The organism is Nocardioides cavernae (assembly GCF_016907475.1).
GTDB lineage: Bacteria > Actinomycetota > Actinomycetes > Propionibacteriales > Nocardioidaceae > Nocardioides > Nocardioides cavernae.
In genome coordinates, this window is sequence record NZ_JAFBCA010000001.1 from 2,313,819 (window position 1) to 2,328,871 (window position 15,053).

The following is a 15,053-nucleotide window of genomic DNA, read 5'->3' on the forward strand; positions in this document are numbered from 1 at the left end:
TGCAGAACGACACGTATGGGTGCGAGTTCGTATGACGCTGCGGGCGCTGGCCGAGAGCGAGGGGCGGCGGGCATGCGGGACGGGTCCGGTCAGGCGACCCACTCGACCGGGCGGCGCCACGTCGCGAGCGGCGGGCTCCACGGGAGCCGGACCGTGACCGGGTCGTCGCGCCAGAGCGGTAGCAGCCGCACCGGGCCGCCACCGACGAGGGAGAGCGGGTCGAGGTAGGTCCGTGCGTCGCCGTCGCCCTCGACCAGGCCCCAGTGCAGGCAGGCGGCCGGGAAGCAGTGGCTGTCGGCGACCACCAGGCGCCCCAGCACGTCGCCGGCGGCCACCACCTGGCCGCGCTCGACGGACGCGACGACCGGCTCGTACGTCGTACGACGACCGACGTGCAGCACGGTGACGACCGGCTTGCCGCCGATCGAGCCGACGAAGCCGACCGTGCCGGCGAGCGACGCCCGCACCGCCTGGCCGGGGGATCCGGCGAGGTCGACGCCTCGGTGCCCGGCGGCGTAGGGGGTCGGCGGCGGCTCGAAGTGTCGGACGACGTCGGGTCGGGGATCGAGGGGCCACACGCCGACCGGGTCGTCGGGACGCGCGTCCGCAGGTCCGGTGACACCGAGAAGGAACATGTGCACCAGCACGAGGAGGACAGCTCCGAGGACGGCTCGCATCGGGCGATCCTCACCCGGTCCGCGACGCCGGACGAGCAGCGACGACGCCGCCTGTGGACGAGCGCTCGGAGCCCCCGGGTTGTGGACGCCTGGTGGCCACCCGATCACGCCCGGAGCCGGGGGGCGACTGGATTCGCCTCGCGGGGAGGCTCTGGCCTACGATGTGCGGAGCAGTCCACCGGACTGACTTCGCACGCTCGCCGACCGTGCCCGGGATGCTCTTCGATCCCGGACCACCCGCGGGCGTCGGTCCTCAGTTCCCACCAGCTCCACCGGTGCGGATCGGACCGACGTGTGAGCGTCAGGGCTCCCGGCTCCCGCCGGGCGCATCAACTGTAAACAACAGGAGTCCGCTCCCGGTCCGACCTGCCGAAGGTCGGGCACGTCGGTGAGCGTCTCCGCCACAACAGGAGAACCCATGGCAGTCGTCACCATGCGCCAGCTGCTCGAGAGCGGCGTCCACTTCGGTCACCAGACCCGTCGCTGGAACCCCAAGATGAAGCGCTTCATCATGACCGAGCGCAACGGCATCTACATCATCGACCTGCAGCAGTCGCTCGCCTACATCGACCGCTCCTACGCCTTCGTCAAGGAGACCGTCGCCAAGGGCGGCGTCATCATGTTCGTCGGCACCAAGAAGCAGGCCCAGGAGGCCATCGCCGAGCAGGCGACGCGCGTCGGGATGCCCTACGTCAACCAGCGTTGGCTCGGCGGCATGCTCACGAACTTCCAGACCGTGCACCAGCGGATCAACCGCCTCAAGGAGCTCGACGAGATCGACTTCGACGACGTCGCGGGCTCCAACCGCACGAAGAAGGAGCTGCTCCAGATGCGCCGCGAGCGCACCAAGCTGGACAAGACGCTCGGCGGCATCCGTGACATGACGAAGGTCCCCTCCGCGGTGTGGATCGTCGACACCAACAAGGAGCACCTGGCCGTCGAGGAGGCGCGCAAGCTCCGGATCCCGATCATCGGCATCCTCGACTCCAACTGCGACCCCGACCTGGTCGACTTCCCGATCCCGGGCAACGACGACGCCATCCGCGCGGTCGGCCTGCTGACCCGCGTGGTCGCCGACGCCGTCGCCGAGGGCCTCATCGCCCGCTCCGGTGCCAAGGCCGGCGACGCCGACGAGACCGTCGGTGCCGAGGAGCCCCTGGCCGAGTGGGAGCGCGAGCTCCTCGGTGGCGACGCCGAGAAGGCTGCCGCGGCCGCCACCGGTGACGCTGCTGCCGAGACCCCGGCCGCCGAGGCCACCGGTGCCGCGTCCGAGGCCCCGCAGGCCGACGCCGCTGCCGACGCCGTGACCGAGGCGCCCGCCGAGACCGCGACCGAGGCCCCCGCCGAGGCTGCGACCGAGGCCCCCGCCGAGGCCGAGGCCGCCACCGAGGCCCCCGCCGAGACCGAGGCCCCCGCCGCCGAGGCGCCCGCCGCCGAGGCGCCCGCCGAGGCCGAGGCCGACAAGAAGGACTGAGCAGGTCAGCCGGCCGCGGGCTCACGTCCGCGGCCGGCGCCCCGCGTCGTCCCACCCACCGCAGGGTCGCCTCGAGCCGGCCCGCGAACCCCCTGGACCAAAGGAAGAAGGACCATGGCCAACTTCACCGCCGCCGACGTCAAGAAGCTCCGTGAGCTGACCCAGGCCGGGATGATGGACTGCAAGAAGGCGCTGACCGAGGCGGACGGCGACTTCGACAAGGCTGTCGAGCTGCTCCGCGTCAAGGGTGCCGCCAAGGCTGCCGCCCGCGGCGCCGAGCGCGAGGCCGTCGCCGGGCTCGTCGCCACCGCCGGCAACGCGCTGGTCGAGCTCAAGAGCGAGACCGACTTCGTCGCCAAGAACGAGGACTTCATCGCCAAGGCGCAGCAGATCGCCGAGGTCGCCAACACGGTCAAGGCCACCGACACCGCGGCCCTCAAGGCGGCCGAGCTCGACGGCAAGACCGTCGGCGAGGTCGTCCAGGACCTGGCCATCACCATCGGCGAGAAGATCGAGCTGGGCGAGGTCGCCTACTTCGACGGCACCACCGTCACCTACATGCACAAGCGTGCCGCCGACCTGCCGCCCGCCGTGGGCGTGCTGGTGGAGTTCGAGGGTGACGAGGCCGCCGCCCGCGCCGCTGCGATGCAGATCGCCGCGATGAAGGCGCAGTACCTCACCCGCGACGAGGTCCCCGCCGACGTCGTCGAGTCCGAGCGCTCCATCGCTGAGCAGAAGACCCGCGAGGAGGGCAAGCCCGAGCAGGCGATCGCCAAGATCGTCGAGGGTCGCCTCGGTGGGTTCTACAAGGAGATCGTCCTGCTCGAGCAGGAGTCGGTCACCGAGTCGAAGAAGTCGGTCAAGGCCGTCCTCGACGCGGCCGGCACCACCGTGAAGCGGTTCGCCCGCTTCGAGGTCGGCGCCTGAGCCACGCCTCACCCGATCACCGACGAGGGGTCGTACGCCACACGGCGTACGACCCCTCGTCGCGTCTGTGGCGGCGGTGCCGCAGCCACCTCCGGGACGTCAGGAAGGTGGCTCAGCCACCGCTCGTACGACGCCTCACGCCGACCCGCCCGAGTGGCGGTGCGGCACGCGGACAGTCCGGGTTCGTGGGCCCCCGTCCGTTCCGGTAGGTTTCGGATGACCCACCCAGTTTGGCTGTGAAGGGATGCACGTGGCGTACAAGCGAGTCCTGCTCAAGCTCTCCGGTGAAGTGTTCGGCGGAGGTGAGGTGGGGTTGGACCTCGACGTCATCAACTCCCTCGCCGGCGAGGTGGCCGAGGTCGCCAAGTCGGGCGTCCAGATCGCGATCGTCGTGGGCGGCGGCAACTTCTTCCGCGGCGCCGAGCTCCAGCAGCGTGGCATGGAGCGGGCCCGCGCCGACTACATGGGCATGCTCGGCACGGTCATGAACTGCCTCGCGCTCCAAGACTTCATCGAGAAGCACGGCGTCGAGACGCGCGTGCAGACGGCCATCACGATGGGCCAGGTCGCCGAGCCCTACATCCCGCGCCGGGCCATCCGGCACATGGAGAAGGGTCGCGTCGTGATCTTCGGCGCCGGCGCCGGCATGCCGTTCTTCTCCACCGACACCGTGGCCGCCCAGCGTGCGCTGGAGACGCGCTGCGAGGTGATCCTGATGGGCAAGCAGGGCGTCGACGGCGTCTACGACTCCGACCCCAAGACCAACCCCGACGCGGTGAAGTTCGACCAGCTGAGCTACGACGAGTACCTCGCGCGCGACCTCAAGGTCGCCGACGCGACCGGCATCGCCATGGCCCGCGACAACCGGATGGACATCGTCTTCTTCAACCTCTCCACCCCGGGCACCATCGGGCGGGCGGTGCGGGGTGAGAAGATCGGCACGCTGGTGAGCAGCACGGCCTGACCGGCCCGCCCCACCTGCCTGCGCCACCAGCACCACGACGTACGACGAGAGAGAGCAACCGTGATCAACGACGTCATGAACGATGCCGACGCCAAGATGGGCAAGTCCGTCGAGGCGACGCGCGAGGAGTTCGCCGCCATCCGCGCCGGCCGTGCCAACCCGGCGATGTTCGCCAAGATCACGGCCGACTACTACGGCACCCAGACCCCGCTGCAGCAGCTCGCCAGCTTCTCCTCGCAGGACGCCCGCACCATCCTCATCCAGCCCTTCGACATGGGCGCGATGGGCAACATCGAGCGGGCCATCCGCGACTCCGACCTCGGCGTCAACCCGGCCAACGACGGCAAGGTGCTGCGCTGCGTCTTCCCCGAGCTGACCGAGGAGCGTCGCAAGGAGTACATCAAGCTCGCCAAGTCGAAGGCGGAGGACGGCCGGGTCTCGGTGCGCAACGTGCGCCGCACCGCCAAGCAGGCCCTCGAGAAGCTCGAGAAGGACGGCGAGGTCGGCAAGGACGACGTCACGGGTGCGGAGAAGCGCCTCGACGCCGTCACCAAGACCCACACCGACAAGATCGACGAGCTCCTCAAGCACAAGGAAGCCGAGCTGCTCGAGGTCTGAGCCACCCTGTCGATGACCACTCCTGACCCTCCGGCGGCGCCCGCCCCTCCACCGAACGCACCAAAGGACCACGGTCGCGCCGGTCGCGACCTGCGGGCTGCCGTCGTCTCGGCGGTCGTCCTCGTCGCGGCGATCCTGCTGTCGCTGCTGTTCTGGAAGCCCGCCTTCATGGGCATCGTGGCGGTCGCCGTCGTCGTCGCGGTCTGGGAGCTGCACCAGGGGTTGGCCGCCAAGGGCGTCGACATCCCCGAGCAGCCGCTGATGCTCGGCGGGGTCGTGATGGTCGTCGTGGCCTACGTCTGGGGAGCGCCGGCGCTGGTCACCGCGACCGCGGTCACCGCGCTCGTCATCATGCTGTGGCTGCTGAGGCGCGGGGTCGACGGCTACGTCATGAACGCCACCGCGTCGGTCTTCACCCTCATCTACGTGCCGTTCCTGGCGTCCTTCGTGGCGCTGCTGCTCGGTGAGGGCGGCACCGCCCCCGCATTCGGCCTCGACCTCGACGACCCGGGCGTGCGCGGCGTCATCACCTTCATCGCCATCACCGTCGCCTCCGACACCGGCGGCTACGTCGCCGGCGTCCTCTTCGGCCGGCACCCGATGGCTCGCGTGATCTCGCCCAAGAAGTCGTGGGAGGGCTTCGCCGGCTCGATGGTCGCCACCATCGCGGTCGGCGTCTGGCTGGTGACCTCGTTCCTCGGTGGCGACTGGTGGGTCGGCGTGCTCCTCGGGGTGATCGCCGCGGTGATGGCCACGCTGGGCGACCTCTGCGAGTCGGTCATGAAGCGTGATCTCGGCATCAAGGACATGAGCCAGGTGATCCCCGGCCACGGCGGCCTGATGGACCGGCTCGACTCGCTGCTGGCCACGGTCGCCCCGATCTGGCTGGTCCTCTACTACCTCGTCTTCTGATGCGCCTGCTCGTCACCGGTGGCCGCACCGGCTACCTGGGCCGGCACGTCGTCGCTGCGGCCGCCGGGAACGACGTCGTCGCCGTCGGGTCGGCCGACGCCGACGTCCGCGACCGCGCGGCCGTGGTCGCGCTCCTCGAGCGGCACCGCCCCGATGTGATCATCCACACGGCCTACGTCCAGTCGGACGACGAGGTCACGGCCGCCGGTGCAGCCCACGTGGCCGAGGCGGCGGCGCACGTCGGCGCACGGCTGGTCCTGGTGTCCTCGGACGTCGTCTTCGGCGGCTCCGACCAGCCGTACGACGAGACGGCGGTGCCGGACCCGGTGTCGGCCTACGGCGCCGCCAAGGTCGCGGCCGAGACCGCTGCCCTCACGTCCGGCCCGGACGTCGTCGTGGCGCGGACCTCGCTGATCCTCGGCGACGGGTCGTCGAAGCACGAGGAGCTGTTCCACAGGCTGGCCGGGGGCGCCGGTGGGGCGCTGTTCGAGGACGAACGCCGCTGCCCGGTCCACGTCGCCGACCTGGCGACCGCCCTCGTCGAGCTCGCAGGCAATGACGTCCGCGGCCTCCTGCACGTGGGTGGGGCCGACCCGGTGAGCCGGCTCGAGCTCGGCCGGCTCGTCGCCCGGCGCGACGGCCTCGACCCCGACGTCCTGCGTGCCGGTCGCCGGTCCGACCTGGCCGACCCCGGCCCCATCGACGTACGCCTCGACTCCTCCCTGGCCGGCCGCATGCTGACCACCCGCCTGCGCGGCGCCACGGAGTTCCTCTCGCCCTGAAGCTCCACCTGCCCGAGTGAAAGTCCATCCGGCTGCGAGCCCCGAACCGGGCCGTGTGCCCTGCATTTCCGCGCGTGTGGGTGGAAAAGCGTTCCACCGCGTGCCCAACGTCCCGCGGCGCGGTCGACGGCCTAGGCTGGTGGCGTGGAGACGGAAGAGGCCCAGCAGGTCGACGGGTCGCAGCGGCAGCACTTCGAGTGGTGGCACCACAGCCATCCCACGTTCGCGGGGATCACCGGCTTCTTCGCCGGGATGCTCTTCGTCACCGCCCTGCCGGGGGCGTTCGCAGGGCTGCTCCGGCTGCTGTTCGACCACGAGACGTCCGAGCAGCTGTTCCCGTTCGTGCTCCTCGCCCTGGCCCTGCCGATCGCGATGCTGATCAAGCGCAAGACCCGCCGGTTCGCCCAGTTCATGTTCGTGGGCATGGTCGTCACCGCCCTGGTGGTCCTCGGCGTCGCCTCGCTGGTGCTCTACTTCATGGTCGACGCCTGACCCGCTGAATCGACCCGGCGCCCGCCGGGGTGGGAGGATCGGAGCGATGTCCGAGCCGATCAAGACCCTGCCCCTCGTCTTCGACGAGCCCCGCGGCCGCAAGAAGCCGCCGCGGCACCTCGCCGACCTCGACGACGCGGGCCGCAAGGCGCTGCTGGAGGAGATGGGACTGCCGGGCTTCCGCGCCAAGCAGCTCTCCACGCACTACTTCGGCCGCCTCGTCGACGACCCGGCAGAGATGACCGACCTCCCGGCCACCCAGCGCGACGAGCTCGTCGCCGCGCTGCTGCCCGACCTGATGACGCCGCTGCGCACGCTGGAGGCCGACAAGGGCACCACGCGCAAGACCCTGTGGAAGCTCTTCGACGGCGCGCTCGTCGAGTCGGTGCTGATGCGCTACCCCGACCGCGCCACCGTCTGCGTCTCGAGCCAGGCCGGCTGCGGCATGGCGTGCCCGTTCTGCGCGACCGGCATGGGCGGCCTGCAGCGCAACATGTCGACCGCCGAGATCGTCGAGCAGGTCGTCGCCGGTGCCCGCTCGATGGCGCGCGGCGAGGTCCCCGGCGGACCGGGCCGGGTCTCCAACGTGGTCTTCATGGGCATGGGGGAGCCGCTCGCCAACTACAAGGCCGTCATCGGTGCCGTACGCCGCCTCGTCGACCCGTCGCCGTCCGGGCTGGGCATGAGCGCCCGCGGCATCACGGTCTCGACCGTGGGTCTGGTGCCGCGGATCAACCAGCTGACCGAGGAGGGCATCCCGGTCACGCTCGCGCTGAGCCTGCACGCCCCCGACGACGAGCTGCGCAACGAGCTGGTGCCGATCAACACCCGGTTCTCGGTCGCCGAGACCGTCGAGGCGGCGTGGAACTACGCCCGCGTGACCAAGCGGCGCGTGTCGATCGAGTACGCCATGATGCGCGGCATCAACGACCAGGCCCACCGCGCGGACCTGCTCGGTGACGTGCTCAACTCCTACGGCGACTGGGGCTGGGTGCACGTCAACCTGATCCCGCTGAACCCGATCGAGGGCTCGAAGTGGACGGCGTCCGACCCGGCCGACGAGCGCGAGTTCGTCCGCAGGCTCGAGGCGAAGGGCATCCCGACGACCGTCCGCGACACCCGTGGGCGCGAGATCGACGGCGCCTGCGGCCAGCTCGCCGCCAAGGAGTAGCCCGAACGCCGCCGCCGAGACGTCGCGGTCCGTTCACGTGTCGTCCGTCCGCGGCGGGTCGTGCGTTGCGACGACCTTCCTAGCGTCCGTGGCATGGACCTGCACGAGAGGCGGCGTCGCAGCCGCACCGTCCCGGCCACCGTCGTCCCCCTCGCGCCCGAGCGGCCGGCGCCTGCCCGTGCCGGGCGGCTCCGCGTGCTCGTCGTCACCGAGTCGTTCCTGCCCCAGGTCAACGGCGTCACCAACTCCGTGCGCCGGGTGCTGGAGCACCTGGCGGCCGAGGGGCACGAGGCCGAGCTGGTCGCGCCGACCGGCCCCGCGACGTACGCCGGGTTCCCGGTGACCATCGCGCGCGGCGCGAGCCTGCCGTTCTACGCCGACTTCCGCATCGGACTGGAGACCCGGCGCCGGCTGCGTGCCACCATGGAGCGGTTCCGGCCCGACGTCGTGCACATCGCGTCACCCGCTGCGCTCGGCCTGCAGGCGGCGCGGGCGGCGCGATCGCTCGGCATCCCCACGGTCGCGATCTACCAGACCGACCTGGTCGGCTTCGCGGAGCAGTACGGCGTCCCCGGTGGCGCGCGGGCGATGGGGGCGCTGACCCGCCGGATCCACCTGGGGGTCGATCGCACGCTGGCGCCGTCCACCGCGAGCATCGCGCAGCTCGAAGGGCTCGGCGTGCACGCGGTCGCCCGCTGGCCGCGGGGCGTGGACCAGGAGCTGTTCGCACCGGCGCGCCGCGACGAGGCCCTCCATTCCGAGCTCGCCCCCGACGGCAGCCTCCTGGTGGGGTACGTCGGCCGGCTGGCCGCGGAGAAGGAGCTGGAGCTGCTGGCCCACGTCGACCGGCTCCCGGGCGTGCGCCTCGTGCTCGTCGGCGGCGGACCCGAGGAGGCCAGGCTCAAGGCGCTGCTACCGGACGCGGCCTTCCTCGGCGTCCTCCACGGCGAGGAGCTCGCGCGCGCCCACGCCACGCTCGACGTCTTCGTGCACACCGGGCGCCACGAGACCTACTGCCAGTCGGCCCAGGAGGCGCTGGCCAGCGGGGTGCCCGTGGTCGCACCGCGGTCGGGCGGGCCGATCGACGTCGTGCCCGACGGCATCGCCGGTCACCTCTACGAGCCCGGTGACGCGGCGGATCTGTTGTCCCACGTCGAGCGCCTGGTGGCCCACCCCGTGCTCCGGCGCCGGATGGCGCTCGCCGCCCGCCAGAGCGTGCAGGGCCGGACGTGGCAGGCGGTCAACGAGCTGCTGGTGGACCACTACCGTGAGGTCAGCAGGGCCGCCGTCACCCGTCGCCGCGCCGGCTGAGCGTGTCCCGCACGACGTGCACGGCCTCCTCGACGGTGTCGACGAGGTGCACGTGCGGCTCCATCGCCCGACCCGAGGCCAGCGCCTGGAGCAGCGGCCACACCGGCAGCTCCTCGGTCCAGTAGCGCCGGCCGAGCAGCACCATCGGCGCGACGGCGCTCTGGCCTGCGTAGTAGTTCTCGCAGGCGTCCTGGAAGATCTCCTGCACGGTGCCCCCGGCGCCCGGCAGGAAGACGATCCCCCCGGTGCACACCTCGAGCAGCAGCGCCTCGCGCGGCGCGTTGGCGAAGAACTTCGCGATCGCGGTGGCGAAGACGTTGGGCGGCTCGTGGCCGTAGTGCCACGTCGGGATGCCGAGCGACTCCCGGCCGTCCGACGTCGCGCCCACGACGTCGAGGGCCACCCGCGCCCACGCACCCACGTCCGGCCGGAACGACGGCACTGTCGCGAGCTGTCCCAGCGCGTCGTCGAGGCCGTCGGGCAGGAACGCGCCGAGGTTCGCCGCCTCCATGGCTCCCGGACCGCCGCCCGTGGCTACCGTGAGGTGGTCGCCGAGCGCGTGCCCGAGGCGGGCCGCGGCGGCGTACGCCGGGCTGCCCCGCTCGAGCGCGTGACCGCCCATGACGCCGACCAGGTCACGTCCGGCCACCCACGCTGCGAGAGCCGTGTCGACGTGGTGGTCGTGCAGCGCCATCGCCAGGGTGTCCTCGGGACTGGTGGCGTCGCGCGACCAGGCGTAGGTGCGCGCGTCGAGGGTGTCGTGGTAGCGCGCGGCGTCGTAGAGGTCGACGGGGGAGTAGAGCGTGGCCCGGTAGGTGTCGACAGGGATGCCGGGGATCTCGGGCAGCACGATCGCACCGGCACGACGTACGACGTCGTCGTCGCCGTCGGTGAAGTCGCAGCCCAGGAACAGCGCCCCGCCGAGCGACCTCTCGAGCAGCGCTTCCCCCCGCTCGGTGAGGTCCAGCCCGACGACGCGCCACCCGGCGAGCGAGCGGGCGCCGGCGGCGAGCCTGCGGTCGAGGTCGGGGAGGGTCGTGACGTCGATGACACGTCCGTGGGAGTGCTTCACGGGGCCAACCTAGGCGGCGGGTGGCCGTACTTCAGCGATCCCCGGCTGACCGGGGATCGCTGAACTTGTCAGGCCGTGCACGGGTCGACAAGTTGAGGAAGAGCCTGACAACCCCGGCGACGCCGACGCCGGGGAGGCTCAGATCTCGGTACGGTCCTGAGGCGGCTTCGTTCCTCAGCCGCGGGACCACTCGATCTTGCCGGGCCCACCCGGCGATCTCGTGCCTCCGTCGCCGCTGCCCGGCTCAGAAGGCGTGCGCCATGAGCTCGCCGAACAGCTCCTGGTCGTCGACCTCGAGCCCGCGGGAGCGGAACCAGGCGCACATGTTGGCGCAGTCGCGCATCAGGAAGTCCATGCCGCGCGGGTTGCCGACGAGGTCCACCATCTGCGGCAGGTCGATGATCACGAGCCGGTCGCCCGCAGCCAGGGTGTTGTAGGGCGACAGGTCGCCGTGGACCAGCCCCGCCTGGACGAGCGTGGTCAGCGCGTCGCGCAGCTGGTCGTAGTAGCCCTCGACCACCGACCGATCCGGCCGCACCTGCGCGACCCGCGGGGCGGTCTCGGTCTCGCCGTCGACGGTCACGGTGATCCACTCCATCAGGATCTCGGTCTCGTCGATCTGCACCGGGTAGGGGACGGGCAGGCCGAGGTCCCAGCAGCGGCAGAGTGCGTTCCACTCCGAGACGGCCCACTCGCCGGCCGCGACCTGCTTGCCCCACGTGGACTTGCGCTTGAGGGCGCGGTTGTCGCGGGACCGCTTCATCGAGCGGCCCTCGGTGTAGGACGCGGCACGGTGGAAGGTCCGGTGGTCGGTGTCGCGGTAGCGCTTGGCGGCCATCACGACCGCCTCGTCCGGACGGTGCGGGTCCTCGCGCTCGAGCAGGAAGACGTCGGCCTCCTTGCCGGTCTTGAGGACGCCGAGCTCGGTGTCGATGGCGCCGCTGGAGGTCACGACCCAGTCGGGGCGCGGCTCGGGGCCCTTCATGAGGGCTTCGAGGTCCTGCCAGCGGGACCAGCGTTGACCCCTGCCGAGCTCGTCGGCGTAGGTGTCGTAGGTGAAGACGAACGACTCGTCGATGCCCTCGAGGGGCGAACGGTCGTCAGGCCGGAGGAAGTCCTCCGGGATGCGGTGAGTCAAGGTAGGTGCTCCGTGGGTGCGAGAGGTGGTCGGCGGGCAGGCCGAGGACAGCGATGGACATGTCACGGCTCCTCTCGTCTCACGGCACCGGCGTGCGATCGGCACGTGGTGGGCGCGCACACATTCGCGGCGCGTCGCCCTATCGTCGCTGGCCCTGCGCGGCACCGCAACGCAATTAAGGGCGCTAGGTTCGGACGGTGACCACGCGACCGATGCACCGCCCCGCCCTGTCCGCTGCCCTCGCGACGGCGTTGGCCGCCGGCCTGGCCGTCGGGGGTGGTGCCACGGCGACCGCGGGGGCCTCCGCGGCGCCCGTCGACGGGGCGTCCGGCATCGGCGACCCCTACTGGCCGCTCGACGGCAACGGCGGCATCGACGTGACGTCCTACGAGATCCGCAACCGCTACGCGTTCGCCAGCAAGGGTCTCTCGGGGCGCACCCGGGTCGAGCTGACGGCGACCAGCGACCTCCGCAGCTTCTCCCTCGACTTCCTGCTCGACGTGTCGAAGGTGACCGTCGACGGCGCGCGCGCCGACTTCACCAAGTCCGACGGTGACCACGAGCTGCGGATCACCCCCGCTGCGCCCTTGGCCGCCGGCACCGACCACGCCGTCGCGGTTACCTACGCCGACTACCCGGCGGACCACTCCTACGCGGGCGAGTTCAACTGGCTGGCCAACAGGCGCGAGGTCGTCACGATGAACGAGCCGCACATGGCGCCGTGGTGGTTCCCGGCCAACGACCACCCGCTCGACAAGGCGAAGGTCGACGTCCGGATCCGGGTGCCCAACGGTCGCGAAGTGATCTCGAACGGCGAGCTCAAGGGCCGCCGCGTCGGCAAGCACTCGACCCAGTGGCACTGGCGTGCCGACGAGCCGATGGTGCCCTACCTCGCGTTCTTCGCCGCGGGCGACTTCGCGATCGAGAAGGGCAAGCACCGCGGCGTGCCGTGGCTCGTCGCGGTCTCGGAGGACCTGGCCGAGCGCGACCAGGCGGCCAGCATGCGGCTGATGAAGAAGACCCCGGCGGTCGTCGCCGGCCTCGAGAAGGACCTCGGCGACTACCCGTTCTCGGTCGTCGGCGGCCTCACGACGGGCCTCGCCCCGGGCTTCGCGCTGGAGAACCAGACCCGGCCGACCTACCCGGCGGTCGGCGGCAGCGACACGAGCCTCGTCGTCCACGAGCTCGCCCACCAGTGGTTCGGCGACGACATCGCGGTGGAGCAGTGGTCCGACATCTGGCTCAACGAGGGCTTCGCCACCTTCATGGAGTGGCGCTGGGCCGAGAAGCACGGTGGCCGCTCCGCCGACGCCGTCCTCCGCAGCTACTACGCCAACGTCGACGCGAGCTCCGCGTTCTGGAAGGTCGCCGTCGACGACCCGGGCGCTGCCAAGGTGTTCGACGGCGCGGTCTACGGTCGCGGCGCGATGGCGCTCCAGGCCCTGCGCAACCGGGTCGGGGACGAGGCCTTCTGGCGGGTCGTACGCACCTGGATCCGCGAGCAGCGTGGGGGCAACGGCTCCACCGCGGAGTTCGAGGAGGTGGCCGCCCGGGTGAGCGGGCAGGACCTCGGCTCGTTCTTCGGCACCTGGCTCCGTACGCTCGCGAAGCCGGCCGCCACCGCCACCAACGGGCTCGGCTGACGATGACCAGCCAGACCACGGGCGTGGCGTGGTTCCGGGCGCCGGTCGACGGCCACCCCGGCATCCTCAACGCCTGCTACAACGCGCTCGACATCCACGTCGTCCGCGGCCGTGCCGACGACGTCGCGGCCGACCTCGACGGCACGAGGCACACCTTCGCGTGGCTGCTCACCGAGGTGGCCGCGTGCGCCGGGGTGCTGCGCGCCTTCGGCGTCGACGTCGGTGACCAGGTCGCGCTCGGGGCCGTGCCGCAGGGCACCGGTGTCGTGACCGTGCTCGCGGCCGCCCGGGTGGGCGCCGTCGTGCAGTACGACGACTCGCCGGGCGCCACTGGGAAGGTCGTGGTCCGCGGCACCACCGACGGCGTCGTCGTGTCGGTCGACGGCGAGGACCTCGCGTGGGACGTCGCGATGCGCGCCGGTCGTACCGACCCGGCCGGGTGCGCCGACGTACCCGGCGACGCGGTCCTCGCCCGGCACGGCGCCGACACGCTCACGGTCCTCGACGCCCTCGGCGCGTCGGACGACCAGAAGCTGCCGGTGCCCGCCGGGGCCACGCTCGTCGAGGTCGGCGGTCTGAGCTTCTGGTCGTTCGACGCGCCGCAGGACTAGCGGCTCAGCGTCGCTTGCGCAGCCACTTGGCGAGCTCGTCGTACTCCCCGGACGCGTTGGCGTAGAGCGCGACGTTGCGCGCGGTCTCCACCCAGGGGCCGATCGAGGGGCGGATCTCGGACAGCGCCTGGTCGAAGTCGGACATCCCGATCATCCGCACCTGCCCGGAGCCGACCGACTCCATCAGGGCGTTCTCCGAGGCCGACTCGCACAGGTGGGCGAGGTCGGCGCCGCTGAAGCCCTCGGTCGCCTTGGCGAGGCGCCGGGTGTCGATGCGCTCGACGGGCCGGTCGCGCAGGTGGGTGCGCAGGATCGCCTCGCGCGCCTCGCGGTCCGGAGGCAGCACGAGCAGGGTGCGGTCCAACCGGCCGGGGCGGCGCAGCGCGGGGTCGACGTCCCACGGGTGGTTGGTCGCGGCGAGCACGAAGACGCCCTCGTTGTCCGACCCGACGCCGTCGAGCTCGGTGAGCAGCTGGTTGACCGTCGTCCGCGCCCCGGAGCTGCGGTTGAGGGAGCGCTTGCCGCCGATGGCGTCGAGCTCGTCGAGGAACAGCACGCACGGCGCCGACGAACGGGCGACCTCGAACAGCTCCTTGACGTTGCGCTCGCTCTGGCCGATGTACATGTCGAGCACGTCGGCGAGCGACACGTGCAGGAACGACGCCCCCAGCTCGCCTGCGACGGCCTTGGCGAGGAACGTCTTGCCGCAGCCGGGCGGCCCGTAGAGCAGCAGCCCGCCGCGCAGCGACTTGCCGTAGAGGGCTCGCAGCTCGGGGTTGCGCAGCGGCGCGAGGAAGCTCGCCTCCAGGCGCTTCTTGACCTCCGTCAGCCCTCCGACGTCGGCGAGCCGCACCCCGGCACTCTCGACGTCGTACGCCGACGGGCCGGGGTCCTCGGTGGAGCCGTCGACGAACATCGGGCCCACCGTCTCGCCGAGGTCGGACTCGGCGGCGCGCCAGTCGAACGTCGCCGGCTTCGCCGGAGGCGCGTCGTCCGACGGGGCGGCAGGACCCGCCGCGGGAGCCGCCTCGGCGCCAGCCTCGCCCGGCGCGGTGCCCATCGCCCGCGCCATCAGTTCGCGTGCCTGCGCCGAGGTCGGGTCCTTGGCGAGCGCCGTCGCGACGTGCTCGACCGCCTCGGCGCCACGGTCGGCCTCGACGAGCAGGCCGGCCAGGTGCAGCCGCAGCGGCAGGTCGTCGGGGGCGGCCCGCACGGCGGCGGCCAGGCTCTCGATCAGGCGCTCGTCCACGGCCCCACCCTA

The 15,053-nt window shown here is 71.9% G+C and carries 15 protein-coding genes; 11 read left to right on the top strand and 4 right to left on the bottom strand.

What is annotated here, in order from left to right:
- Positions 1–89: 89 nt before the first annotated feature.
- Complete coding sequence (locus JOD65_RS10795; protein ID WP_191196757.1) at positions 90–677, bottom strand: M23 family metallopeptidase; 588 nt, start codon at positions 675–677, stop codon at positions 90–92.
- Positions 678–1,095: 418 nt separating this feature from the next.
- On the opposite strand from JOD65_RS10795, the gene rpsB reads away from it, so the two are divergent.
- From rpsB to JOD65_RS10840, 9 genes are all read left to right on the top strand, one after another.
- A complete protein-coding gene (gene rpsB / locus JOD65_RS10800; protein ID WP_191196758.1) occupies positions 1,096–2,151 on the top strand; it encodes a 30S ribosomal protein S2 in 1,056 nt (351 codons plus the stop codon).
- A 114-nt stretch (positions 2,152–2,265) separates the two neighbouring features.
- Complete coding sequence (gene tsf / locus JOD65_RS10805) at positions 2,266–3,078, top strand: translation elongation factor Ts (protein ID WP_191196759.1); 813 nt, start codon at positions 2,266–2,268, stop codon at positions 3,076–3,078.
- Positions 3,079–3,322: 244 nt separating this feature from the next.
- Positions 3,323–4,042: a UMP kinase gene (gene pyrH / locus JOD65_RS10810; protein WP_191196760.1), complete on the top strand. Its 720-nt coding sequence runs from the start codon at positions 3,323–3,325 to the stop codon at positions 4,040–4,042.
- Positions 4,043–4,105: 63 nt separating this feature from the next.
- Positions 4,106–4,660: a ribosome recycling factor gene (frr, locus tag JOD65_RS10815; protein WP_191197047.1), complete on the top strand. Its 555-nt coding sequence runs from the start codon at positions 4,106–4,108 to the stop codon at positions 4,658–4,660.
- A 12-nt stretch (positions 4,661–4,672) separates the two neighbouring features.
- Positions 4,673–5,572, top strand: coding sequence for a phosphatidate cytidylyltransferase (locus JOD65_RS10820; protein ID WP_191196761.1), 900 nt, complete (start codon positions 4,673–4,675; stop codon positions 5,570–5,572).
- Positions 5,572–6,354, top strand: a complete 783-nt coding sequence (locus JOD65_RS10825) for an SDR family oxidoreductase (protein ID WP_191196762.1) — start codon at positions 5,572–5,574, stop codon at positions 6,352–6,354. The genes JOD65_RS10820 and JOD65_RS10825 overlap by 1 nt, the downstream gene beginning before the upstream one ends.
- A gap of 144 nt (positions 6,355–6,498) precedes the next feature.
- Entirely contained in the window at positions 6,499–6,846 is a 348-nt protein-coding gene (locus tag JOD65_RS10830) for a hypothetical protein (RefSeq protein ID WP_191196763.1), read from the top strand.
- Between the two features lie 46 nt (positions 6,847–6,892).
- Entirely contained in the window at positions 6,893–8,017 is a 1,125-nt protein-coding gene (gene rlmN, locus JOD65_RS10835; protein WP_191196764.1) for a dual-specificity RNA methyltransferase RlmN, read from the top strand.
- 93 nt (positions 8,018–8,110) lie between these two features.
- Entirely contained in the window at positions 8,111–9,328 is a 1,218-nt protein-coding gene (locus tag JOD65_RS10840; protein WP_191196765.1) for a glycosyltransferase family 4 protein, read from the top strand.
- On the opposite strand, the gene JOD65_RS10845 is transcribed toward JOD65_RS10840, so the two are convergent.
- Together JOD65_RS10845 and JOD65_RS10850 are read right to left on the bottom strand one after the other, a co-directional pair.
- A complete protein-coding gene (locus JOD65_RS10845) occupies positions 9,306–10,400 on the bottom strand; it encodes an LOG family protein (protein WP_191196766.1) in 1,095 nt (364 codons plus the stop codon). The two genes, JOD65_RS10840 and JOD65_RS10845, sit on opposite strands and share 23 nt — an antisense overlap.
- A 244-nt stretch (positions 10,401–10,644) precedes the next feature.
- Positions 10,645–11,538 (bottom strand): serine protein kinase RIO, encoded by an 894-nt coding sequence (locus tag JOD65_RS10850; RefSeq protein WP_224748069.1) that lies wholly within the window; start codon positions 11,536–11,538, stop codon positions 10,645–10,647.
- Positions 11,539–11,735: 197 nt separating this feature from the next.
- Between JOD65_RS10850 and JOD65_RS10855 the strand changes: the two genes are divergently transcribed.
- Positions 11,736–13,181, top strand: coding sequence for a M1 family metallopeptidase (locus JOD65_RS10855; RefSeq protein ID WP_191196767.1), 1,446 nt, complete (start codon positions 11,736–11,738; stop codon positions 13,179–13,181).
- Positions 13,182–13,183: 2 nt separating this feature from the next.
- Entirely contained in the window at positions 13,184–13,792 is a 609-nt protein-coding gene (locus JOD65_RS10860; RefSeq protein WP_191196768.1) for a hypothetical protein, read from the top strand.
- 4 nt (positions 13,793–13,796) lie between these two features.
- On the opposite strand, the gene JOD65_RS10865 is transcribed toward JOD65_RS10860, so the two are convergent.
- The gene (locus JOD65_RS10865) at positions 13,797–15,041 is read right to left on the bottom strand and encodes an AAA family ATPase (RefSeq protein WP_204811108.1); all 1,245 of its coding nucleotides are present in this window, start codon (positions 15,039–15,041) and stop codon (positions 13,797–13,799) included.
- Between the last annotated feature and the right edge of the window lie 12 nt (positions 15,042–15,053).